The sequence below is a fragment of the Mycolicibacterium vaccae NBRC 14118 = CIP 105934 genome (assembly GCF_001552715.1).
GTDB lineage: Bacteria > Actinomycetota > Actinomycetes > Mycobacteriales > Mycobacteriaceae > Mycobacterium > Mycobacterium vaccae.
This window is the reverse complement of record NZ_BCRS01000103.1, coordinates 1-22,054: the sequence shown is the minus strand read 5'-3', so window position 1 is coordinate 22,054 and position 22,054 is coordinate 1. Positions and strand designations below refer to the sequence as shown.

Sequence of the window (22,054 nt, the reverse complement as noted above, 5' to 3'; positions counted from 1 at the left end):
GGTCCCGGCGGCCGCGGGCAGCACCCTCGGGGCGCTGGTGGCAGGCACCCAACCGCGCTGGGTGGTCGCGGTCTGGACGCTCGCCGTCGCCGCCGCCGCGGTACCGGTCGGCTCGCAGCCGTGGCAGGGCCCGCTGGTGGTGGTCCTGGCGCTGGCGTGCAGCGCGGCGCTGGTCGCGCACTGCGTGCGCAGGTTCAGCGGCATCACCGGGGACGTGCTCGGCGCTGCGGTGGAGGTGACCACCACGGTCGTCGCCGTCGGGTTGGCCGTCGGCAGCTAGGACAGCCGCGCCATCCAGCCGTGCGTGTCGGCGAAGGTGCCGCGCTGGATGCCGGTCAGCGTGTCGCGCAGCGCCATGGTGATCTCGCCCGGTTCGCCGTCGGCGATGGCGAACTCGCCGTCGCCGTACTTGACGTGGGACACCGGGGTGATGACCGCGGCGGTGCCGCAGGCGAAGACCTCGGTGATCTCACCGGCCGCCGCCTTCTTCTGCCATTCGTCGACGTCGATCTTGCGTTCTTCGACCGCGAAGCCCGCGTCGGCGGCCAACTGCAGCAACGAATTCCGCGTGATACCCGGCAGCAGCGAGCCGGACAGCTCAGGCGTGACCAGCCGGGCGCTGCCGCCGCTGCCGAACACGAAGAACAGGTTCATGCCGCCCATCTCCTCGACGTAGCGGCGTTCGATCGCGTCCAGCCAGACGACCTGGTCGCACCCGTGCGCGGCGGCCTCGGCCTGCGCGAGCAGCGAGGCCGCGTAGTTACCGCCGAACTTGGCGGCGCCGGTGCCGCCCGGTGAGGCCCGCACGTACTCGTGCGAGAGCCACACGCTGACCGGCTTGATCCCACGCGGGAAGTAGGCCCCGGCCGGCGATCCGATGACCAGGTAGCGGTATTCCTCGGCCGGACGCACACCCAGGCCGGGTTCGGTGGCGATGATGAACGGCCGCAGGTACAGCGACTCTTCGCCGCCGGCGGGCGGCACCCACTGCTCGTCGACGGCGATCAGCCGGCGCAGCGACTCGATGAACACCTCGTCGGGAAGCTCGGGGATGGCCAGCCGGCGTGCCGAGGACCGCAGCCGCGCCGCGTTGGCCTCGGGCCGGAACGACACGATCGAACCGTCGGCCCACCGGTAGGCCTTCAGCCCTTCGAAGACCTCCTGGGCGTAGTGCAGCACGATCGCCGACGGGTCGAGCTCGATCGGGCCGTACGGGATCACCCGCGCGTCGTGCCAGCCCTTGTCGGTGGTGTAGTCGATCGACACCATGTGATCGGTGTGGAACTTGCCGAAGCCGGGGTTGCCCAGGATCTCGGCGCGTACCTCGTCGCTCGCCGGATTCGCATTGCGATCGACGGTGAACTCGAGGCCTTCAGTCATGAAGGCGATTCTATAACCCGGCGGCCAACGGTTTTCGGTCCGGCCCTAGCGGGTGCGGGTATCGACGAACGGCGGCTTGACCACTTCGCATTCGATGCGGCGGCCGCGGACGTCGACGTCCACCTTCGCACCGTCGGCGATGCCGGCCGCGGTGTCGATCAGCGCCAGCGCGATCCCGACTTTCAAAGTGGGCGAGAAGGTTCCGGATGTGGTGTGCCCGACTGCGGCGTCCCCGTCGAGCACCGTCAGGTCCGGGCGCAGCACGCCGCGCCCGAGCGCGCGCAGCCCGCGCAGGGTGCGGCGGGGGCCGGACTCCTTCTCCGCGAGCAGCGCGTCGCGGCCCCAGAACGCGTCTTTCTTCCAGCCGATCGCCCAGCCGCAGCGCGCCTGCAGCGGCGAGATGTCCAGCGACAGCTCGTGGCCGTGCAGCGGATAGCCCATCTCGGTGCGCAACGTGTCGCGAGCGCCCAGCCCGGCGGGTTCTCCCCCGGCCGCCCGCACCCCTTCGAGCAGGGCGTCGAACACGACCTCGGCCCGGTCCCACGGCGGCAGCAGCTCGTAGCCGTGCTCGCCGGTGTAACCGGTCCGGCAGACCCGCACCTCGACGCCGCTGAACTCGGCGTCGGAGTAGCCCATGTAGTCCATCTCGGTGGGCAGGCCGAGGCCCCCGACCACCTCGGCGGACCGGGGTCCCTGCACGGCGAGTACCGCGCGGGACCGGTGCTCGTCGGTGATGGTCAGCCCGTCGGGGGCGCGGTCCTGCAGCGCGGCGACGACGGCCGCGGTGTTGGCCGCGTTGGGCACCAGGAAGACCTCCTCGTCGGAGACGTAGTAGGCGATCAGGTCGTCGATCACCCCGCCGTCCTCGGTGCAGCACAGCGTGTACTGCGCCTTGCCGGGGCCGATCCGGCGCAGGTCGTTGGTGAACGCCGAGTTGACGTACTCCGCCGCGCCCGGCCCCTTCACGAGGGCCTTGCCCAGGTGGCTGACGTCGAACAACCCGACGGTGGTGCGGGTCGCGGTGTGCTCGGCGACGGTGCCGGCGTAGGACACCGGCATCGACCAGCCACCGAATTCGGCGAAGCTCGCCCCGAGCTCGCGGTGACGGTTCTCCAAGGGCCCGGCCAGCAAGTTGTCGCTCACGGCGAACCACACTAGTAGCCCAGTGGCTAGGGTGAATCCCCGTGAGCACCTCAGTCGGTTACCAGTCCCCCGCCGTCACGGTCGCCGCCGCGCTGCCGAAGAGCGCCGCCGACTCGTCGGTCCTGATCGTGCCTGTGGTCAGCGACGGCGAGGGCGCCGACGCCCGCGCCACGGTGGTACCCGGTCCGCACCTGCCCGCCGAAGCCGTCGGCGAGATCGAGGCGGCGCTGCGCGCCCTCGGTGCCAAGGGCGGCAGCGAGCAGCTGACCCGCGTCGTCGTGCCGGGGCTGCCGGTGGACAGCGTGCTGACCGTGGGGCTCGGCAAGAGCCGCGACGACTGGTCCGCCGAGACCATCCGGCGGGCCGCCGGTGTGGCGGCGCGGTCACTGTCGGGGGTGCAGTCGGTGATCACCACGCTCTCCGAGCTGGACCTGGAGGGCGCCGTCGAGGGCCTGATCCTGGGCGCCTACCGGTTCTCGGATTTCCGCAGCGAGAAGACCGCACCCAAGGACGCGGGTCTGCGCTCGATCACGGTCCTGACCGCCGACACGAAATCCGCGACCAAGGATGCCGCCGCCCGTGCGGAGGAGATCGCCACCGCGGTGGCCACCGCCCGCGACTTCGTCAACACTCCGCCCAGCCACCTTTACCCCGACGAGTTCGCTTCGCGGGCAAAGGCTTTGGGTGAGGCTGCCGGACTCGAGGTGGAGGTGCTCGACGAGGAGGCGCTGCAACGCGACGGCTACGGCGGGATCGTCGGCGTGGGCAAGGGCTCGTCACGTCCGCCGCGGCTGGTGCGACTGGCCCACCGCGGCGGGGGACGCAAGGGCAAGAAGGTCGCGCTGGTGGGCAAGGGCATCACGTTTGACACCGGCGGCATCTCGATCAAGCCGGCGGCCAACATGCACCACATGACCTCGGACATGGGCGGCGCGGCGGCGGTGATCGCGACGGTCGTGTTGGCGGCACGCCGGCAACTGCCGATCGACGTCGTCGCCTACGTGCCGATGGCCGAGAACATGCCGTCGGCGACCGCCCAGCGACCCGGCGATGTGCTGACCCAGTACGGCGGAACCACCGTGGAGGTGCTCAACACCGACGCCGAGGGCCGGCTGATCCTGGCCGACGCGATCGCGCGGGCCTGCGAGGACGAGCCCGACTACCTGATCGAGACCTCGACGCTGACCGGCGCGCAGACCGTCGCGCTGGGCTCGCGCACCCCCGGCGTGATGGGCAGTGACGAGTTCCGCGACCGCGTGGCCGGCATCTCCCAGGCGGTCGGCGAGAACGCGTGGCCGATGCCGCTACCCGAGGAGCTCAAGGACGACCTGAAGTCCACGGTCGCCGACCTGGCCAACGTCAGCGGCTCCCGGTTCGCGGGGATGCTGGTGGCCGGCACCTACCTGCGCGAGTTCGTCGCCGACGGAGTCCAGTGGGCGCACATCGACATCGCCGCGCCCGCCTACAACTCCGGCGGGCCGTGGGGCTACACCCCCAAGGGCGGCACCGGCGTGCCGACACGCACGATGTTCGCGGTGCTCGAAGACATCTCGACCAACGGCTGACGAAACCGCCTGCGTTACAAGATGTTGCCGCCGCGGGCGGTGCTTCGCATCACCTGGGGCAGCGCATGGGAGACGCCGTAGACGAGGTATGCCTCGGCGGTGACGGGCCGCACCGGCTTGTTCTTGCGCACCGCGGCGACGATGGCCCTGGCGACCTTGTCCGGCCCGACCCGGCGCACCGCGAACCCTCGGCGCACCCGGCCGCGGATGGCCTCGATCTCGGCGCTGCGGCCGTCCGGCAGCGAGAATCGGGTGGTGTCGACGATGCCGGTGCCGATGACCCCCGGGCAGATCGTGGTGACGCCGATTCCGGCCGAATCGAGTTCTGCGCGAAGGCAATCGGAGAACATGTAGACGGCAGCCTTGGAGGTGCAGTAGGCGTTCATCACGTTGACCGGGGTGTAGGACGCCATCGATGCGACGTTGACGATGTGCCCGCCGGTGCCGCGTTCGACCATTCGCCTGCCCCACGACCGGCATCCGTTGACCACGCCGCCGAAGTTGATGTCGAGCACGCGGTCGAACTCCTCGGCCGGGGTGTCGAGGAAGAATCCCGCGTGCCCGACGCCGGCGTTGTTGACCACGATGTCGGGCACTCCGTGCTCGGCGCACACGCGCTCGGCCATCTCCTCGACCGCCGCGGCGTCGGAGACGTCGACGGTGTAGCTGTGCGCGGCGGCGCCGGTGGCGGCCACCAGGCGCGCGGTCTCCTCCAGGCCGGCGGCGTCGATGTCGCTGAGCACCACATCGGCGCCGTCGCGGGCGAACGCGAGCGCGGTCTCGCGGCCGATACCGCCCCCGGCGCCGGTGACCGCGACCAAAGTGTCGCCGAATACCTTGCGGTGCCTGCCTGTTTCGGCGCGGCGCAGCTCCCGCGCGGGGGCGGCGCCGTCGAGGTGGTCGACCAGTTGGGCCACCGCACGAGCGAGCAGACGCGGGTGCGACGCCGGGGTGACCGGTCCCGTCTTCACCTCGCGCCGCCACAGCCGCGGCACCCGAGCCGCCAGTTCGTCGTGGACGTGCGGGTCGGCGGAGTCGACGATCAGTTGCACCGCGACGTCCACACGCGCACGGGACGGCGCGGCGGACCCCAGGTTGGCCCGGTAGGGCTTGACGGTGACCAGTTCGGGCGCGAGCCGGGCGAGCCGGCCCGCGCCGCGCAGGAACCGGCCCGGGCCGCTCAGTGCGGTGCGCAGCTGCTCGACGGCGTGTGCGGGTCCCGACACCGACGTGAACGACGCCACGGCTGCGTCGGGGCGCTGCAGGTACTCCCACACCCCGGTGGCACCCCAGCCGTCGGCGAGCACGTGCACCGCCGTGTCGCCGTCGACGACGGCCGCGAAGTCGTCGGCGTAACGCGACAGCACGTACGCCGAGGTCCGGTCGGGGACACCGGATTCGCCGGTCCCCCGCAGGTCGTAACGCACGATCCGGAACCGGTCGGCCAGCAGCTCCACCACCGGATCCCACACCCGGTGGGTGTCGCCCAGCCCGTGCACGAGCACGAGCGTCGGGCCGCCGGGGTCGCCCTGCTCGAAGACCGCGATCCGGACACCGTCACTGCTCTGGACGAAGCGCTGGCTGCTCACGAGCGGACAGTACCGGGTGATCAGCTTTCGAGTTCTTCGCGCGCGGCCCGCTTGCGTTCGATCCGCCTGCGGGCGTCGTAGTCGCGCATGCGCTGGGGGTAGCCGACCTTCTGCACGTCGTAGACAGGGATCTTCAACCGGCCCGAGAGCCGCCGGGCCCCGGAGTGCCCGCCGGCTTTGCGCCGGGTCCATTCACCGTCGGCGGCCACGAGCACGACGGTGACGTCGGTGACCGTGGTCTTGGGTTCGATGTAGGCCTCCACGCCGTGATGCTCGGCGACCCAGCGCTGCAGGTAACTCAGATCCGCTGCGGGGTCGCCGGCCGCGGTGGCCACGCGACGCCGACCGCGGAGTCTGTCGAACAGTCCCACCTGGACTGGCTCCTTCCGGCAATGCACACGTGAAAGCGTCATTTCGATAGTGCCAGAGGTTTCATGATGGCCGTCCGCGGCGAAAGGTCACACGGACGTGACAGGATAGGACGCGACACTTCAGAGACTGCGCCGACCGTACAAGGGAGCCACGACACTATGGCCATCTCCGTCCAGATGCCCGCACTCGGAGAGAGCGTTACCGAGGGGACTGTCACCCGCTGGCTGAAGCAGGAGGGAGACACGGTCGAAGAGGACGAGCCATTGCTGGAGGTGTCGACCGACAAAGTCGACACCGAGATCCCGTCTCCCGCCTCGGGTGTGCTGAAGAAGATCGTCGCCCAGGAGGACGACACCGTCGAGGTCGGTGGCGAACTCGCGGTGATCGGCGACGCCGATGACAGCGACGGCGGAGACAGCGGCGAGGAACCCGAGCCGGAGCCGGAACCCGAAGCCGACGAGTCGGATGAGGCCGAGTCCGAGACCGAACCAGAGCCGGAGCCGGAGCCCGAACCCAAGAAGTCCTCGGGCGGCTCGGGATCGTCCGGGTCGGCCACCCCGATCCTGATGCCCGAGTTGGGCGAGTCGGTCACCGAGGGCACCGTCACCCGGTGGCTGAAGAAGGTCGGCGACAGCGTCGAGGTCGACGAGCCGCTCGTCGAGGTGTCCACCGACAAGGTCGACACCGAGATCCCGTCCCCGGTGGCCGGCACACTGCTGTCGATCACCGCCGAGGAGGACGACACCGTCGAGGTCGGCGGCGAGCTGGCCAAGATCGGTGACGAGGGCGCAGAGGCTGCGTCCGAGCCGGAACCCGAACCCGAGCCCGAGCCCGAACCCGAGCCCGAACCGGAACCCGAGCCCGAACCCGAGCCCGAGCCCGAACCGGAGCCGAAGCAGACCAAGCCGACGAGCAGGCCCTCCGAGGAGGCCGAGCCCGAACCCAAACCCAAGTCCGAGCCCAAGTCCGAGCCCGAGCCCAAGTCCCAGCCCAAGCCCAAGGCCGCCTCGGACGAGGATTCCGGCGACTCCGGCCCCTATGTGACCCCGCTGGTGCGCAAGCTCGCCGGCGAGCACGGCGTTGACCTCGCGACTGTGAAGGGCACCGGCGTCGGCGGACGCATCCGCAAGCAGGATGTGCTGGCCGCCGCCGAGGCGAGCAAGGCGCCCAAGGAGGCCCCCAAGGCCGAGCCCGCGGCCGAGGCGCCCGGCAAGAAGGCGCCCGCGCCGGCACCCGAGGGTGCACTGGCTCATCTGCGCGGCACCACGCAGAAGGTCAACCGGATCCGCCAGATCACCGCGAAGAAGACACGCGAGTCGCTGCAGACCACGGCGCAGCTGACGCAGGTCCACGAGGTCGACATGACCAAGATCGTGGCGCTGCGGGCCAAGGCCAAGGCACAGTTCGCTGAACGCGAAGGGGTGAACCTCACCTACCTGCCGTTCATCGCGCGGGCGGTGATCGACGCGTTGAAGCTGCACCCGAACGTCAACGCCAGCTACAACGAGGAATCCAAGGAGATCACCTACTACGACGCCGAGCACCTCGGCATCGCGGTCGACACCGAGCAGGGCCTGCTGTCCCCGGTGATCCACAACGCCGGCGACCTGTCGCTGGGCGGGCTGGCCCGGGCGATCGCCGACATCGCCGCGCGGGCTCGGTCGGGCAACCTCAAGCCCGACGAGCTCTCCGGCGGCACGTTCACGATCACCAACATCGGCAGCCAGGGCGCGCTCTTCGACACCCCGATCCTGGTGCCGCCGCAGGCGGCGATGCTGGGCACCGGTGCCATCGTGAAGCGGCCGCGGGTCATCGTCGACGAGTTCGGCAACGAGTCGATCGGTGTGCGGTCGGTGAGCTACCTTCCGCTGACCTATGACCACCGCCTCATCGACGGCGCCGACGCCGGCCGCTTCGTCACGACGATCAAGCGCCGGTTGGAAGAGGGTGCGTTCGAGGCGGACCTCGGTCTGTAGACGACAGTGTCGATGCCATCAGGTTCGGTCGTCGCTGTCGCGGGGTCATCCGGTCTGATCGGTACGGCGCTGGTCTACGCGCTACGCGCCACCGACCGGCGGGTGCTCCGCATCGTGCGGCGGGCACCGACGAACGCCGACGAGGTGTTCTGGAACCCCGACACCGGGGAGTTCGATCCGAACACGCTGCGCGGCGTGGACGCCGTGGTGAACCTGTGCGGCGTCAACGTCGGGCAGAAGCGCTGGTCTGGGGCGTTCAAGCAGAGTCTGCGCGACAGCCGGATCGCCCCGACCGAGGTGCTCGCCGGCGCCGCGGTCGAGGCGGGGGTGCCGGTGCTCGTCAACGCGAGCGCCGTCGGCTACTACGGGGACACCGGCAGCACGCCGGTCGACGAGACCGCCGGGCCGGGCGACAACTTCCTGGCCCGGCTGTCCGTCGACTGGGAGGCGGCCACCACGGTCGCCGCGCGGGCCGGCGTGCGGGTGGTGCTGGCGCGCACCGGTCTGGTGATGGCGCCCTCGGGCGGCATGCTGAGCCGGCTCAAGCCGCTGTTCTCGCTGGGCCTGGGAGCCCGGCTGGGCAACGGGCGGCAGTACCTGTCGTGGGTCAGCCTCGAAGACCAGGTGCGCGCACTGATGTTCACCCTCACCCACGACGAACTCTCCGGACCGGTGAACGTGACCGGGCCTGCGCCGGTCACCAACGCGGAGTTCACCGCCGCGCTGGGCCGCTCCCTGAACCGGCCGACGCCGCTTGTCGTCCCCAAGTTCGCGGTGCGGGTCGCGCTCGGCGAGTTCGCCGACGAAGGTGTGCTCGGCGGGCAGCGGGCCATCCCGGCGGCGCTCGAGCGGGCCGGCTTCCAGTTCCGCCACCACACGATCGGCGAGGCGCTGACGTTCGCCACTTCGCCTGAGCGTGGGTAGCGTCGAGGGCATGGCCGCTTCGATCCGGTCGGCCGACGCGCCGATCCAGGTGCGTCGTCTGGGCAGCGTCGACTACCAGGCGGCGTGGGACCTGCAACGCCGGACCGCCGACGAGCGCGTGGCCGGCGGGCCCGACACGCTGCTGCTGCTCGAGCATCCGCCGGTGTACACGGCGGGTCGGCGGACGCTTCCCGAGGAGCGGCCCGTCGACGGCACCCCGGTCATCGACACCGACCGCGGCGGCAAGATCACCTGGCACGGCCCCGGCCAGCTGGTCGGCTACCCGATCATCGGCCTGGCCGAGCCGCTCGACGTGGTGAACTTCGTTCGGCGCCTTGAGGAATCGCTGATCTCGGTGTGCGCCGGCCTGGGTCTGCAGACGGGCCGGGTGGACGGCCGGTCCGGGGTGTGGGTAGAAGCCGACGGCTTGCGGCCCGCCCGCAAGATCGCCGCGATCGGCATCCGGGTGGCGCGGGCCACCACACTGCACGGGTTCTCGCTGAACTGCGACTGCGACCTCGGCGCGTTCGGGTCCATCGTGCCGTGCGGAATCCGGGACGCCGGGGTCACCTCGCTGACGGCCGAACTGGGCCGCACCGTGACCGTCGAGGAGGTCTCCGAGCGGGTTGCCGACGCGGTGCTCGACGCGCTGGACGGCCGTCTCGCGGTCGCCGCTGCACGCGTAGGATCGGCACAGTGACGATCGCCCCTGACGGACGCAAACTGTTGCGTCTGGAAGTCCGCAATGCCGAGACGCCGATCGAGCGCAAGCCGCCGTGGATCAAGACCAGGGCGAAGATGGGCCCGGAATACAAAGAGCTCAAGGGCCTGGTGCGCCGCGAGGGACTGCACACGGTCTGCGAGGAGGCCGGGTGCCCCAACATCTTCGAGTGTTGGGAGGACCGTGAGGCCACGTTCCTGATCGGCGGCGAGCAGTGCACGCGGCGCTGCGACTTCTGCCAGATCGACACGGGCAAGCCCGCCGAACTGGACCGCGACGAGCCCCGCCGGGTGGCCGAGAGCGTGCAGGCGATGGGTCTGCGCTACTCCACTGTGACCGGAGTGGCCCGCGACGACCTGCCCGACGGCGGGGCGTGGCTGTACGCCGAGACGGTCCGCCAGATCAAGGCGTTGAACCCGAACACCGGCGTGGAGCTGCTGATCCCGGACTTCAACGCCGACCCGGACCAGCTGCAGCAGGTGTTCGAGGCCCGCCCGGAAGTGTTGGCGCACAACGTCGAAACGGTCCCCCGCATCTTCAAGCGGATCCGGCCGGCGTTCCGCTACGAGCGCAGCCTGTCGGTGTTGACGATGGCGCGCGACTTCGGTCTGGTGACCAAGAGCAATCTGATCCTCGGGATGGGCGAGACGCCCGAGGAGGTGCGCGCGGCGTTGGTCGATCTGCATCAGGCCGGCTGCGACATCGTCACGATCACCCAGTACCTGCGTCCGTCGGCCCGTCACCACCCCGTGGAACGGTGGGTCCATCCCGACGAGTTCGTCGAGCATCAGCGCTACGCCGAGGAGATCGGGTTCGCCGGCGTACTGGCCGGACCGCTGGTGCGGTCGTCGTACCGGGCCGGAAAACTGTATGCGCAGACGGTCGCGTCGCGACCGACCGGAGCCGCTCCGGCGGCGACATCGGCATAAGTATCCTGGTCTGATGGCGAAATCGCGTAAACCCGCCGCGACCAAGGCAGCGAAGGCCGAGGCGAAGGCGGCCCGTAAGGCGGCGTCCAAGCAGCGGCGCAGTCAGCTGTGGCAGGCGTTCCAGATCCAGCGCAAAGAGGACAAGCGGCTGCTGCCGTACATGATCGGCGCGTTTGTGCTGATCGTGGGCGCGTCCGTGGCCGCGGGCGTGTACGCCGGCGGGTTCACGATGTTCATGCTGATCCCGCTCGGCATCGTGCTCGGCGCGCTGGTGGCCTTCATCATTTTCGGCCGCCGCGCGCAGAAGGCGGTGTACCGCAAGGCCGAGGGCCAGACCGGTGCGGCGGCGTGGGCGCTGGACAACCTGCGCGGCAAGTGGCGCGTCACTCCGGGTGTCTCGGCGACCGGACATTTCGACGCGGTGCACCGGGTGATCGGACGACCCGGCGTGATCTTCGTCGCCGAGGGCTCCCCCACCCGGGTCAAGCCGCTGCTGGCCCAGGAGAAGAAGCGCACCGCCCGCCTGGTCGGCGACGTGCCGATCTACGACGTCGTGATCGGCAACGGTGAGGGCGAGGTGTCGTTGGCCAAGCTGGAACGCCACCTGAACAAGCTGCCGGCCAACATCACCGTCAAGCAGATGGATTCCCTCGAGTCCCGGCTGGCCGCGCTCGGCACCAAGGTGGGGCCGGCCGCGATGCCGAAGGGCCCGCTGCCGGCCCAGGCCAAGATGCGCGGCATTCAGCGCACCGTGCGCCGACGCTGACCCCCCGGCGCGCCGCCACCCCATCACGATCTTTGCACACGTAAGTTCATGTGAGACCGGAGACCTCCGGGCAGCGGCGCGGCAGGGGGAAATCGGGCGATGTGCACTGCGTGCGAATGGGCGCCGCATTTCGCGGCTTTCGGCCGTCGGACCACGCTGAACCGCCGGAATGTGTTCCGGGCGGCGGCCATGACCGCGGTCGTCGCGACGGCGGCAGCGTGTGCCACCGACCCGGCGCCGGTGTCCGCGAGCGCGCCCGGAGACGACGCCGCCCCGGACTTCGTCTTCCACAACGGCCGCGTCTACACCGTCACCGATGCGACACCCTGGGTCGACGCCGTCGCCGTCACCGGCGACACCATCACCTACGTCGGTGACGCGACCGGCGCACTGGCGCTGGCCGGCCCGGACACCCAGGTCGTCGACCTCGGCGGAAAGCTGCTGCTGCCCGGTTTCGTCGAGGGGCACATCCACCCGTTCCTGGGCGCATTCCTGTCCACCGGTGTCGACCTGCAGGTGCCCACCGGCCGGGATGCCCTGGACGCGATCGCGGCCTACGCGAAAGCGAACCCGGACGGACCCGTGCGCGGATTCGGTTGGCGTGTCGACATGTTCGGCCCGCAGGGGCCCACCCGCGCAGAGCTCGACGAGGTGCTCCCGGACCGCCCGGGGTTCTTCTTCGCGATCGACGGCCACAGCATGTGGGTCAACAGCGCCGCCTTGAAGGTCGCCGGGGTGGACCGGAACACCCCCGATCCGATCCCCGGTTTCAGTTACTACGTCCGCGACGAGAACGGCGAGCCGACCGGCTATGTGCTCGAAGTCGACGCGGTGCTCGGACTGGTCGACGCCATCGAACCGATCTCGCCGGAGTCGATGGCCACCCTGCTGCAGGCGTGGCTGCCGAAGGCGTCGGCGGCCGGTATCACCTCGCTCTTCGATGCCGGGGTGCCGCCGATCGGCGGAGATCAGGGCTCGCTGATCGCGCTGTACACCGATATCGAGAGTCGCGGTGAGCTGCCCTTCCGTGTGGTGGCCTCCTACAGCGTGAAGTCACCGCCGGTCGACGACGCCGTGGCGAAGCTCACCGACGTCCGCAACCGGGTCTCCACCGACCTGGTGAACGTCGGCGTGGTGAAGGTCATCGGTGACGGCACCCAAGAGGGTTACACCGGCTGGTTGCTCGAACCCTATGCGGACAAACCGGATTCGATCGGCGCGTCACCGTTCACTGTCGAGCAGTGGGACGAGCTCATCGGCGCGGTCGACGCCGCCGGGTTCGACGTGCACATCCACGCCTGCGGCGAGCGCACCGCCCGCACCGGTCTGGACTCCATCGAGCGCGCGATCGCCGCGAACCCGCCGCGGGAGCGCCGGCACACCGTGGCCCACCTCGTGTACGTCGAGGACCCCGACAGTGCCCGCTTCGGCGAACTCGGCGTCATCGCGCAGTTCTCGGCGAACTGGATGTCCGCCGACCCGGACACCACGCAGAATCTGGCCGCCCGCTACGGCTCACCCCGCAAGGACCTGTTCTTCCGTCCGCAGAAGGTCCTGCAGTCCGGCGGCCGCATCTCGCTGGGCACCGACTGGCCCGCCGCGGGCTACTACTCGACCTACAAGCCGCTGGACTCCATCCAGATCGGGGTGACCCGCCAGCTGATCGGCGAGCCCGACGCGCCGGTGTTGTCCCCCGCCGACCAGAAGCTGTCCGTCGCCGAGGCGGTGCACGCCAACACGCTCGGCGCGGCCTACCAGCTGCGCCTCGACGACAGGGTCGGCTCGGTGGAGGTCGGCAAACTCGCAGACCTGATCGTGCTGGACCGCAACATCTTCGAGGTCGATCCGCACGACATCCACGGCGCGACGGTGACGATGACGATGATGAACGGCGACATCCGCCACCAGGAGTAGCGCGCTACCGGCGCACCACGGCGGTTTTGGACGCCAGGTCGTGCAGTCCGCGCAGGTCGGAGTCGGTGAACAGGGCCGGGATCACCAGGGCGATGAGCAGGCCGCGCACCAACGCGCGCCCTGAACCCACGTGCATGCGGCCGTCGACGGGCACGACCTTCAGACCGAGCACGAACTGTCCCGGGGTGAAACCGAACAGCCGCACCGACACCACGCCCAGCACCAGCCAGACGACCAGCACCGCCGTCGACTGGGTCGCCTGACTGATCAGGCCGAACGCCACCGCGAGCGCGGTCAGGCCGTAACACACCAACCAGTCGACGCAGAGCGCACCGATGCGGCGGCCGAACCGGGCGATGGACCCCGGGCCGCTCTCGGGTAGACCGAGACGTTGACCGGGATAGGTGGAGGCCCGCTGACCGGGGTCGTCCGATTGTGACGGTCCCGACAGCCAGGACCCAATGCTGCGGGCCATGGAAGCAAGGATAGGTGGCGGCCGATAGGGTTCTGTAACCACCGGCGACGCGATGCGTAACGTCTACGCAACATGCGGTTGACTGCCGTGCAACATCGTGTCCATACCGTCACCGGCGGGCTACGAGTCAAAGGAGAGCAATCAGTGGCAGAACAGACCGCCGACGACATCATCAAGCTGATCAAAGACGAGAACGTCGAGTACGTCGACATTCGATTCTGCGATCTGCCGGGTGTCGTCCAGCACTTCTCGATCCCGGCATCGGCGTTCGACGAGAGCGTGTTCGAGGACGGCCTCGCGTTCGACGGTTCCTCGGTGCGCGGCTTCCAGTCGATCCACGAGTCGGACATGATGCTGCTGCCCGACCCTGCGACTGCGCGCATCGATCCGTTCCGGCACGCGAAGACGCTCAACATGAACTTCTTCGTGCACGACCCGTTCACCCGTGAGGCGTACTCGCGTGACCCGCGCAACGTCGCCCGCAAGGCCGAGAACTACCTGGCAAGCACCGGCATCGCCGACACCTGCTTCTTCGGCGCCGAGGCCGAGTTCTACATCTTCGACTCGGTGACCTTCGACTCGAAGATCAACGGCACCTTCTACGAGGTCGACTCGGAGTCGGGCTGGTGGAACACCGGTGAGCCGTTCGAGTCCGACGGCAGCCCCAACCTGGGCTACAAGGTCCGCCCGAAGGGCGGCTACTTCCCCGTCGCGCCGTACGACCACTACGTGGACCTGCGTGACGAGATGGCCACCAACCTGCAGAACGCCGGGTTCGTGCTGGAGCGCGGCCACCACGAGGTGGGCACCGCCGGCCAGGCCGAGATCAACTACAAGTTCAACACGCTGCTGCACGCGGCCGACGATGTGCTGCTGTTCAAGTACATCATCAAGAACACCGCGTGGAAGAACGGCAAGACGGTCACGTTCATGCCGAAGCCGCTGTTCGGCGACAACGGTTCGGGCATGCACGCCCACCAGTCGCTGTGGAAGGACGGCAAGCCGCTGTTCCACGACGAGTCGGGCTACGCCGGCCTGTCGGACATGGCCCGCCACTACATCGGCGGCATCCTGCACCACGCGCCGTCGCTGCTGGCGTTCACCAACCCCACGGTGAACTCCTACAAGCGTCTGGTGCCGGGCTACGAGGCGCCGATCAACCTGGTGTACAGCCAGCGCAACCGGTCCGCCTGTGTCCGTATCCCGATCACCGGCAACAACCCGAAGGCCAAGCGCCTCGAGTTCCGTTGCCCGGACAGCTCGGGCAACCCGTACCTGGCGTTCGCGGCGATGCTGATGGCCGGCATCGACGGCATCAAGAAGAAGATCGAGCCGCTGGCCCCGGTCGACAAGGACCTGTACGAGCTGCCTCCCGAGGAGGCCGCCAACATCCCGCAGGCGCCGACGTCGCTCGCGGCGGTGATCGACAAGCTCGAGCAGGATCACGAGTACCTCACCGAGGGTGGGGTGTTCACCACCGACCTGATCGAGACCTGGATCTCCTACAAGCGGGAGAACGAGATCATGCCGATCCAGATCCGTCCTCACCCGTACGAGTTCTCGCTGTACTACGACGTGTAAGTCGATCAGCGTGCTGACCAGCACGAACGATGGTATTCGGGCGCTCTGGTCAGCAGTTGGTCCGCAACGGTTCTGAACGAGTCCATCCGCTCGGCGATCACAGCAGCGATTGCCGAGCGGGTGGACTCGTCTGCGTCTGGCCATAGGTGGCCGTAGGTGTCGAGCGTCGTGCTGGCCGAAGTCCGGCGCATGCGCGCTTCCCGTGCCCGACCCCCGTCGACGTCTGGTCGGGGGGTCGGGGGGTCGGGCAGAGGGTGATCTCCGGTTCTACGGCAAATGCGCTGAGTACAAACTGAACTCAGATAGCAGGGGCATCTGCGTTGCTCGGTGTGGTCTTCTGGTCCACGATGTCGGCGAAGCGCCGTGAGATGTACTCGCCGGCGCGAACCGCAAGCGCCCCTATGGTGGAGGTCGGGTTCACGGCGCCGCCGGTGGTGAGCGAACTGCCGTCGACGACGAACAAATTGGGAATATCCCAGGTCTGGTTCCATTTGTTCGTCACGGAATCCTGCGGGTTGTTCCCCATCCTGCAGGTACCCATAAGATGCCACCCCGGAGGCGGGTTGAGCACACCGGTGTCGTTGGTCTCAACCGCGCCGAGCGCCCGCGCCGCGTCGAAGATCCGGTCGATACCGAAGTTCGCCAGCGCGATGTCGTTGGCGTGCGGCTCCCAGTTGACATGTGCGGCAGGCAGCCCGCTGGAATCTTTGGCGTCGGTATCGAGGGTGACGCAGTTGGTCTCCACCGGAAGGTCCTCCCCGAACATGAACACCATCAGATGATTGCCGAAGTGATCGTTGAAGAAATTGCGGTGATCGGCGCCCCACGGAGCCACGTACCCGGTGTGGCTGCCCATGGCGGAGAACGCCGCGCCGAAGCTACGGGCTACCTGCATGCCGAACCCGTTCACGAATCCTCGGTCGGTGTCGGTGTGGTAGAACTCGTGCGAGTACAGCGGCGCGCCGAACGCACCCTTGTAGCCTTCCATGGGTTTGTCGAACCAGGCGTCGCAGAACGCGAAGATGTGGTGCATCAGGTACTTGCCCACCAGACCGTTGCTATTGGCCAGGCCGTCCGGGTGTCCCTTCTGCGCACTCATCAGCAGCAGGCGCGGCGTTCCGATGCCGCTGGCAGCGACCACCACGATCTTCGCGGTGATTTCGTGCCGGTCGCCGGTGCGGGTGTCGATATACGTTGCCCCCGTGGCCTTTCCGTTTTTGGCGTGGATCTGCTCTACTCTGGCGAACGTGCGCAGGTCAGCGCCGAGTGCGATGGCGAACGGCCAGTGGGTGTGCGCCGGGGTGCTCAGCGATCCGGTGGGGCTGCCCGAAAGCTCGTTGCCTGCAGCAACGTCGGCGTCACGGTTCTCCCGTGGGCGAGTAATGATCGCATTGTCCGACGGCCACCAGTGCCAGCCCAGGCCGCCCAAGGCATTGGCGAAGTTGCGGCCGAGTTTGCCCGGCAGCACCGGCGGGTCGCGGTCGACGCCGGAGCGGTCGGGGTAAGACGGGTCGCCTACCGTGCCCGAGATGCCGTAGATGGCGTCGTTCTTGTCGTAGTACGGCGCCAGCTCCTCGTAGCTGATCGGCCAGTCGATGGTGCCTTCGAGTCCGTGCTCAGTGCCCTTGCGGAAGTCCACCGGCTTGTAGCGGGGCCAGTGGCCGGCATAGTGCATGGTGCTGCCGCCGACGTTGTTCATGAGGTACGGAGTGGTGAAACCGGTGACCGGGTAATCCTCGGGCAGGCCACGGACGTTGGGGTCGTACGCCCACCCGCGCTGCTTCTCGATCTCCCACTCGCGGTGATAGTGCGGATGTTCGGTCGAAGACACCCAGGGCCCCTGCTCGAGGCAGATCACCTTGTAGCCGGCTTGCACCAGTTCCAGCGTCACCCCTGCGCCGCCGGGGCCTGCGCCGATCACCAAGACGTCGGTGTCGTCTGCTCCAGATTTGTTCACTATGAACTCTCCTTTTTCGTCCAAGTCAGCTTGCTGAGGTCCACACGCACCACGTCATCAGTGGCGATGTAGCCGGATCCCTGTCCGGCTGACGCCAACACTTCGTCGTCCCAGTCTTCGATGCAGTGCAGATAGCCGTAGGGCAACGGCGGCCCGTGATAGTCACGGCCCGCCGGAATCTCGCGTGCGATCGCCGCAGTGACTTCGCTCGCGGAGTAGTAGCCGTAGTAGACCAAGCTCCGAAGCTGGCCGAAGAGTTCCTCCTGCTCCTTCTCCAACCGTTTGATCTCCTGCACGCGATTCTCGGCGTCACCCGTAACGAAATCCGACCCGAGTCGGGCCAGGAACTCCTTGAGGTCCTCTTCTTCGAGATATGGGTAGTGTTTGGCCCGATAGCCCTTGGGGGTGGTGTACCGACCGAAGAAATCGACGATCCCGACGTCGCTGGGTGCAGGGAAGCCGCCGCCGGGTGGGATCAGCGTATCCGCCACGGCGTCAATGACCTTCGCCTCATCCTCGCCGAACGCCACTGGAGTCGCCAGCCCGCCGAGTCGGGGCCGGCCCAGCTCGAAATGCGGTTGGTCGGGCCGGTCCGTACCCAGCGCCGGCGCCCCCCAGGGGCCGCTGGCCAGCGTGTCTTCTTCGCTCATCGCTTCTCCTTCTTGGGTTTTCGAGTGGGGACTGATCGGGCGACGCTCACAGCGGAGCGCCTGCCCAGTCCGTGGATGCCGACGGCGACCTGTCGAGGTTGATGCCGATGTGCTTGGTCTGGGTATAGCCGTGCACGGCTTCGAGGCCTTCTTCGCGACCCACGCCACTCTGCTTGTGGCCTCCGTGCGGCGTCATCGGCAACTCGCCGAACCAGTCGTTGATCAGCACCGAACCCACCTGCAGACGCTTTGCCGTGTCAAGTGCGGAGGTGATGTCCCGGCACCAAAGCACGGCAAAGAGGCCGAATTCGGAGTCGTTGATGGTCTCGATCAGCTCGTCGGTGCTCGACCAACGCATGACAGCGGTGACGGGACCAAAGATCTCTTCCCGGGCGATCCTGGCGTCCTTCGGGACGTCGACAAACACTGTCGGCCCGACGAAGTAGCCACCGTCGTCGACCCCAGCAACCTCGTCGCCTCCGTAGAGCAGTGTTGCTTCCTGCTTGCCGATTTCAATGTATTGCCGCACCCGGTCGAACTGCTTGGCGGACACCAGCGGACCCATCGTGGTGTTCTCGTCGAACGGGTCACCGACGGTGGCAGAGGCCAGTCGGGCGACCAGCTTCTCGAGGAACTCGTCGGCAATATCGTCGTGCAGGAACAGGCGGCTGCCCGCCACGCAGACTTGACCGGCTCTAGAACAGAACCCCTGCACCGCAACCTCGACGGCGTCATCGAGCGACGCGTCGGGAAAGACCACCAGTGGGCTCTTGCCACCGAGCTCCAAGTTGATCTGAGCGATGTGCTGACCGCCGAGGCGCGCGATCTCGCGACCGGTTTCGGTGGAGCCGGTGAAGGTGATGCCGCGGACCTCGGGATGCGCGGCCAGCGCCGCGCCCGCCTCGCTGCCGTAACCGGTGACGACGTTGAACACCCCGTCCGGGAATCCGGCCGCAGACACCAGTTCGGCGAACTTGAGCGCCGATAATGACGTGTCTTCGGCCGGCTTGACCACACAGGTGTTGCCCAGCGCCAGCGCAGGCGCGATGGAGCGGGCCAGGATCAGCAGCGGATAGTTCCACGGGATGATGTGGGCGGTGACCCCGAGCGGCTCCAGGAGGGTGAAACTCAGCTTGTTGCCGGGGACCGCAATGGTCCGCCCGCCCACCTTATCGGCGGCACCCGCCCAGTATTCGAGCCATAGCGGGATAGCGCTCACCAGCTCTTGGGCTTTCGCCAGATAGTGACCGGAATCCAGGGCTTCGATTCGTGCCAGTTCCTCGACGTTGTCTCCCACCAGCTTCGCCAGGTTACGCAGCAGCGCGGCGCGCGCGATCGCGTCGGTGAATTGCCACTCGACGGCCACATCAGCCGCAGCGCGGACCGCGGCATCGACATCCGCGCCGTCGCCGCGGGGCACCTCGGCGATGACGCGACCCGTGCTGGGGTCGGTGGTGGGAAAGGTCGCACCGCTTCGCGAGGGAACCCACTGTCCGTTGACGAACATCAAAGCACTGTTGACTGCGCGCGACTCGACGTCACTTACCATCGTTTGTGTCATGTGACACAGCACACAGGAACGCGGAGTTAGGCCGCAACGGTTACTTGACGTTACGTGGCTCGCGCCGCGATTGCGCAGGCGGCCGTTTGGATAGTCTGATCAGCAACGGTTCGCTATGACGGAAAGCACTTTCATCCATGAAAAGAGGCCTCGCCCACCCTGAGCCGTCCGTAGCCGCCGGTCAGGACCCGCGCAGTTATGCGCGACTGATGTCAGCGGTGTACGACGCCACCATGTCGGGTGCCCGCGCGCCTATGCAGCCGCGACGGGTCATCTGGGACTCCTGGCAGCGAATGATCAGTAAAGGCCTGCGACCGGACCGACCGATACCGCCGCCCGCTGGACGGGCGGAAATCGAGAGTCTGCGCCAGACCTCGGGCCTGACCTCGGTTGTTGACCGGGTGACCGGTGGGCTGAGCACGCTGATCGACAGCGGCGAGAACCTCGTGGCGATCACCAACGACAAGTCGACCGTGCTGTGGCGCGCAGGGCCATCCCAGGTCCTGCGGAACGCCGAGAAACTGGGCTTCGTCGACGGGGCACAGTGGGCGGAAGCCATAGTGGGCACCAACGCCATGGGCACCGCCTTGGTGTCGCAGAGAGCGGTGCAGACGTTCTGCGCCGAGCACTACAACCGCAGCCAACACCCTTGGACGTGTGCAGCTTCGCCGATCAGAAACCCCTGCACAGGCAAAATCATCGGGACAATCGACGTGACAGGTCCCGCATCTACGGTCCATCCGACCACCATTGCGCTCATCGACGCAGTGGCCCGACTCGCCGAGTCGCACCTACGGGAGCAACGCGACCTTTCGCTGAATCTGTTGCGCACCGTCGCGGCACCGATGTTGTCGCGGATCGGCGCACCCGCCGCGGCCGTGGACGCTGAGGGTTGGGTGGCCGCCGTCGACTCAATGCCGCCGCAGTCTCGGATCCTGCTGCCCGCCGAAATGGCACCAGGTCATGTTTGGGTGCCGTCGCTGGGCCTGTGTGACGTCGAGACGCTGCCCGGAGGCTGGCTGATCCGACCCATCGAAGACGATGCCGAGCAAGCGGGGGCTCACGTGACACTGAACCTGCGCACCAGCGCTGCGCCGATGCTCAGCCTGAGCGGCAGGTTTGGCACGTGGCAACACGACATCTCGCTGCGGCACGCAGAGATCCTGCTGATCCTCGCGACCCACCCCGACGGCAGATCGGCACAGCAGCTGGCAGACGCACTGTACGGCGATCCCATACGTGTCGGTGCGATCCGTGTCGAGATGTCGAGGCTACGAAAGCAATTCGCCGGGATCCTCAGCGCCCGTCCATACCGGTTCGCCTCCGCCACCGAAGTCAAAGTGCTCTACCCGGATGACTGCAACGAAGTGCTTGCGGGATCCACGGCGCCGGCAATCCGGACGCTGCGCGACCACCTCCTACGGACGCGCGGCCGGCCCTAATGCAGAATCCCCCGTGCTCTTCTGATTCGACGCGGACTGCGACACGAAGCCAACCGGACTATGGTCCGCAGCGGTAGGCTGCGTGCATGACCTCACAACTGGACGCACGCCTGGCAAGCTATTCCTCGCCCATGCTGAGCATCTTCCGCATCGTGTTCGGACTGCTGTTCACGCTGCACGGCACCATGAAACTGTTCGGCTGGCCGCTCGGTGAGGCCGTGCCGGTGGGCACGTGGCCCTACTGGTTCGCCGGGGTGATCGAGGTGGTCTGCGGCCTCCTGATCACGGTCGGCTTCTTCACCCGCATCGCGGCGATCCTGGCCGCCGGCCAGATGGCCGTGGCCTACTTCTGGCAGCACTGGGGCATCCTGGGCGGCGAGCCGGCCAGCTTCTGGCCCTTCGGCGGCCAGGCCGGCGGGAACGGCGGAGAGCTGACGATCCTGTTCTGCTTCGCCTTCCTGCTGTTGGCCACCCTGGGCGCGGGCGTGTGGTCGCTCGACGCGCGCCGCAGGGGCACCCTCGCACGCACCTGATTCGCGTTTGCTCGTCAGTCCGCGTACGCGCGGCTGCAATTATGGCAAACGAGTTTGCGGGATACGGCCGGTAGGAATTCGTCGACGCCCGCGTGAATATCGCGGAACCTCGGACAGCAACAGGCGTCTACCTCATAGGATTGCTCCACTCACTGTCAGCGGAACCAATTCTTCGGGGGAGGAATGCCGTGGGGCATTCGGCGTACATCGGTCGTATCGGCGCTCTTGCGTTTGCTCTGGGGGTGGGGATCGGGCTCGGGGCGACGCCGGCCGTCGCGTTAGCCGACGACAGCGATACCTCGGTCAGCCCGCCCGCCGCCGACACCCCGGCGTCTGAACCGGACACCGAGGACACGGACACCGAGGACGAGGACGCGCCCGACGACGAGGACGAGGACGTCCGGGACCGCCCCCATCGGGCGTCCGACGCCGGCGAGGAATCCGAACCCGAACCGGAGGCGGAGGTCGACGCGGACGAACCCGAGACCGTCGTCGAGGACACCGCGGACGTGCTCACCGAAGCAGCGCCACCCGAACCCGAACCCGAACCCGAACCTGGCCCGGCCCCCGAACCCG

At 68.1% G+C, this 22,054-nt stretch carries 19 protein-coding genes and 1 pseudogene; 12 read left to right on the top strand and 8 right to left on the bottom strand.

The window, feature by feature from the left end:
• Positions 1-280 (top strand): adenosylcobinamide-GDP ribazoletransferase (locus MVA01S_RS19070; protein WP_174538966.1); only part of this gene is annotated, 280 nt, incomplete at its 5' end.
• Here the strand turns inward: MVA01S_RS19070 and MVA01S_RS19065 are convergent.
• The gene (locus MVA01S_RS19065; RefSeq protein ID WP_003933092.1) at positions 277-1,380 is read right to left on the bottom strand and encodes a branched-chain amino acid aminotransferase; all 1,104 of its coding nucleotides are present in this window, start codon (positions 1,378-1,380) and stop codon (positions 277-279) included. The two genes, MVA01S_RS19070 and MVA01S_RS19065, sit on opposite strands and share 4 nt — an antisense overlap.
• 45 nt (positions 1,381-1,425) lie before the next feature.
• Positions 1,426-2,523: a glycine cleavage system aminomethyltransferase GcvT gene (gcvT, locus tag MVA01S_RS19060; RefSeq protein WP_086006106.1), complete on the bottom strand. Its 1,098-nt coding sequence runs from the start codon at positions 2,521-2,523 to the stop codon at positions 1,426-1,428.
• 41 nt (positions 2,524-2,564) lie between these two features.
• On the opposite strand from gcvT, the gene MVA01S_RS19055 reads away from it, so the two are divergent.
• Positions 2,565-4,088 (top strand): leucyl aminopeptidase, encoded by a 1,524-nt coding sequence (locus MVA01S_RS19055; RefSeq protein WP_003933094.1) that lies wholly within the window; start codon positions 2,565-2,567, stop codon positions 4,086-4,088.
• 14 nt (positions 4,089-4,102) lie between these two features.
• Here the strand turns inward: MVA01S_RS19055 and MVA01S_RS19050 are convergent, their stop codons facing one another.
• Together MVA01S_RS19050 and MVA01S_RS19045 are read right to left on the bottom strand one after the other, a co-directional pair.
• Positions 4,103-5,677 (bottom strand): SDR family oxidoreductase, encoded by a 1,575-nt coding sequence (locus MVA01S_RS19050; protein WP_003933095.1) that lies wholly within the window; start codon positions 5,675-5,677, stop codon positions 4,103-4,105.
• 20 nt (positions 5,678-5,697) lie between these two features.
• Positions 5,698-6,048 carry a hypothetical protein gene (locus MVA01S_RS19045; RefSeq protein ID WP_003933096.1) on the bottom strand — a complete coding sequence of 117 codons (351 nt, stop codon included), beginning with the start codon at positions 6,046-6,048 and terminating at the stop codon, positions 5,698-5,700.
• Positions 6,049-6,207: 159 nt separating this feature from the next.
• On the opposite strand from MVA01S_RS19045, the gene sucB reads away from it, so the two are divergent.
• The 6 genes from sucB to MVA01S_RS19015 all read left to right on the top strand — a co-directional run bounded on the left by sucB (position 6,208) and on the right by MVA01S_RS19015 (position 13,279).
• Positions 6,208-8,025, top strand: a complete 1,818-nt coding sequence (gene sucB, locus MVA01S_RS19040) for a 2-oxoglutarate dehydrogenase, E2 component, dihydrolipoamide succinyltransferase (RefSeq protein ID WP_003933097.1) — start codon at positions 6,208-6,210, stop codon at positions 8,023-8,025.
• Positions 8,026-8,037: 12 nt separating this feature from the next.
• Positions 8,038-8,949 carry a TIGR01777 family oxidoreductase gene (locus tag MVA01S_RS19035; protein ID WP_003933098.1) on the top strand — a complete coding sequence of 304 codons (912 nt, stop codon included), beginning with the start codon at positions 8,038-8,040 and terminating at the stop codon, positions 8,947-8,949.
• 10 nt (positions 8,950-8,959) lie between these two features.
• Positions 8,960-9,649, top strand: a complete 690-nt coding sequence (lipB, locus tag MVA01S_RS19030) for a lipoyl(octanoyl) transferase LipB (RefSeq protein WP_003933099.1) — start codon at positions 8,960-8,962, stop codon at positions 9,647-9,649.
• Positions 9,646-10,599, top strand: a complete 954-nt coding sequence (lipA, locus tag MVA01S_RS19025; protein WP_003933100.1) for a lipoyl synthase — start codon at positions 9,646-9,648, stop codon at positions 10,597-10,599. Before lipB ends, lipA begins: the two co-directional genes overlap by 4 nt.
• A 13-nt stretch (positions 10,600-10,612) precedes the next feature.
• A complete protein-coding gene (locus MVA01S_RS19020; protein WP_003933101.1) occupies positions 10,613-11,365 on the top strand; it encodes a DUF4191 domain-containing protein in 753 nt (250 codons plus the stop codon).
• Positions 11,366-11,464: 99 nt separating this feature from the next.
• A complete protein-coding gene (locus tag MVA01S_RS19015; protein ID WP_003933102.1) occupies positions 11,465-13,279 on the top strand; it encodes an amidohydrolase in 1,815 nt (604 codons plus the stop codon).
• Positions 13,280-13,283: 4 nt separating this feature from the next.
• Here MVA01S_RS19015 and MVA01S_RS19010 read toward each other — a convergent pair whose 3' ends face one another.
• Positions 13,284-13,754 carry an RDD family protein gene (locus tag MVA01S_RS19010; protein ID WP_003933103.1) on the bottom strand — a complete coding sequence of 157 codons (471 nt, stop codon included), beginning with the start codon at positions 13,752-13,754 and terminating at the stop codon, positions 13,284-13,286.
• A 144-nt stretch (positions 13,755-13,898) separates the two neighbouring features.
• Between MVA01S_RS19010 and glnA the strand changes: the two genes are divergently transcribed.
• Complete coding sequence (gene glnA, locus MVA01S_RS19005; RefSeq protein WP_003933104.1) at positions 13,899-15,335, top strand: type I glutamate--ammonia ligase; 1,437 nt, start codon at positions 13,899-13,901, stop codon at positions 15,333-15,335.
• A 298-nt stretch (positions 15,336-15,633) separates the two neighbouring features.
• On the opposite strand, the gene MVA01S_RS19000 is transcribed toward glnA, so the two are convergent.
• The 3 genes from MVA01S_RS19000 to MVA01S_RS18990 all read right to left on the bottom strand — a co-directional run bounded on the left by MVA01S_RS19000 (position 15,634) and on the right by MVA01S_RS18990 (position 19,449).
• Positions 15,634-17,226 (bottom strand): GMC oxidoreductase, encoded by a 1,593-nt coding sequence (locus MVA01S_RS19000; RefSeq protein WP_218006066.1) that lies wholly within the window; start codon positions 17,224-17,226, stop codon positions 15,634-15,636.
• Between the two features lie 65 nt (positions 17,227-17,291).
• On the bottom strand, positions 17,292-17,942 hold the full coding sequence (locus MVA01S_RS18995; RefSeq protein ID WP_003933106.1) for a gluconate 2-dehydrogenase subunit 3 family protein: 651 nt from the start codon (positions 17,940-17,942) through the stop codon (positions 17,292-17,294).
• Between the two features lie 46 nt (positions 17,943-17,988).
• Positions 17,989-19,449, bottom strand: coding sequence for an aldehyde dehydrogenase family protein (locus MVA01S_RS18990; protein ID WP_003933107.1), 1,461 nt, complete (start codon positions 19,447-19,449; stop codon positions 17,989-17,991).
• Positions 19,450-19,640: 191 nt separating this feature from the next.
• Between MVA01S_RS18990 and MVA01S_RS18985 the strand changes: the two genes are divergently transcribed.
• The 3 genes and pseudogenes from MVA01S_RS18985 to MVA01S_RS18975 form a co-directional block, all read left to right on the top strand.
• Complete coding sequence (locus MVA01S_RS18985; RefSeq protein ID WP_040542930.1) at positions 19,641-20,945, top strand: helix-turn-helix domain-containing protein; 1,305 nt, start codon at positions 19,641-19,643, stop codon at positions 20,943-20,945.
• A gap of 86 nt (positions 20,946-21,031) precedes the next feature.
• Positions 21,032-21,478 carry a DoxX family protein gene (locus MVA01S_RS18980; RefSeq protein ID WP_040542933.1) on the top strand — a complete coding sequence of 149 codons (447 nt, stop codon included), beginning with the start codon at positions 21,032-21,034 and terminating at the stop codon, positions 21,476-21,478.
• Positions 21,479-21,666: 188 nt separating this feature from the next.
• Positions 21,667-22,054 (top strand): annotated as a pseudogene (locus MVA01S_RS18975) (hypothetical protein); the annotation flags it as partial.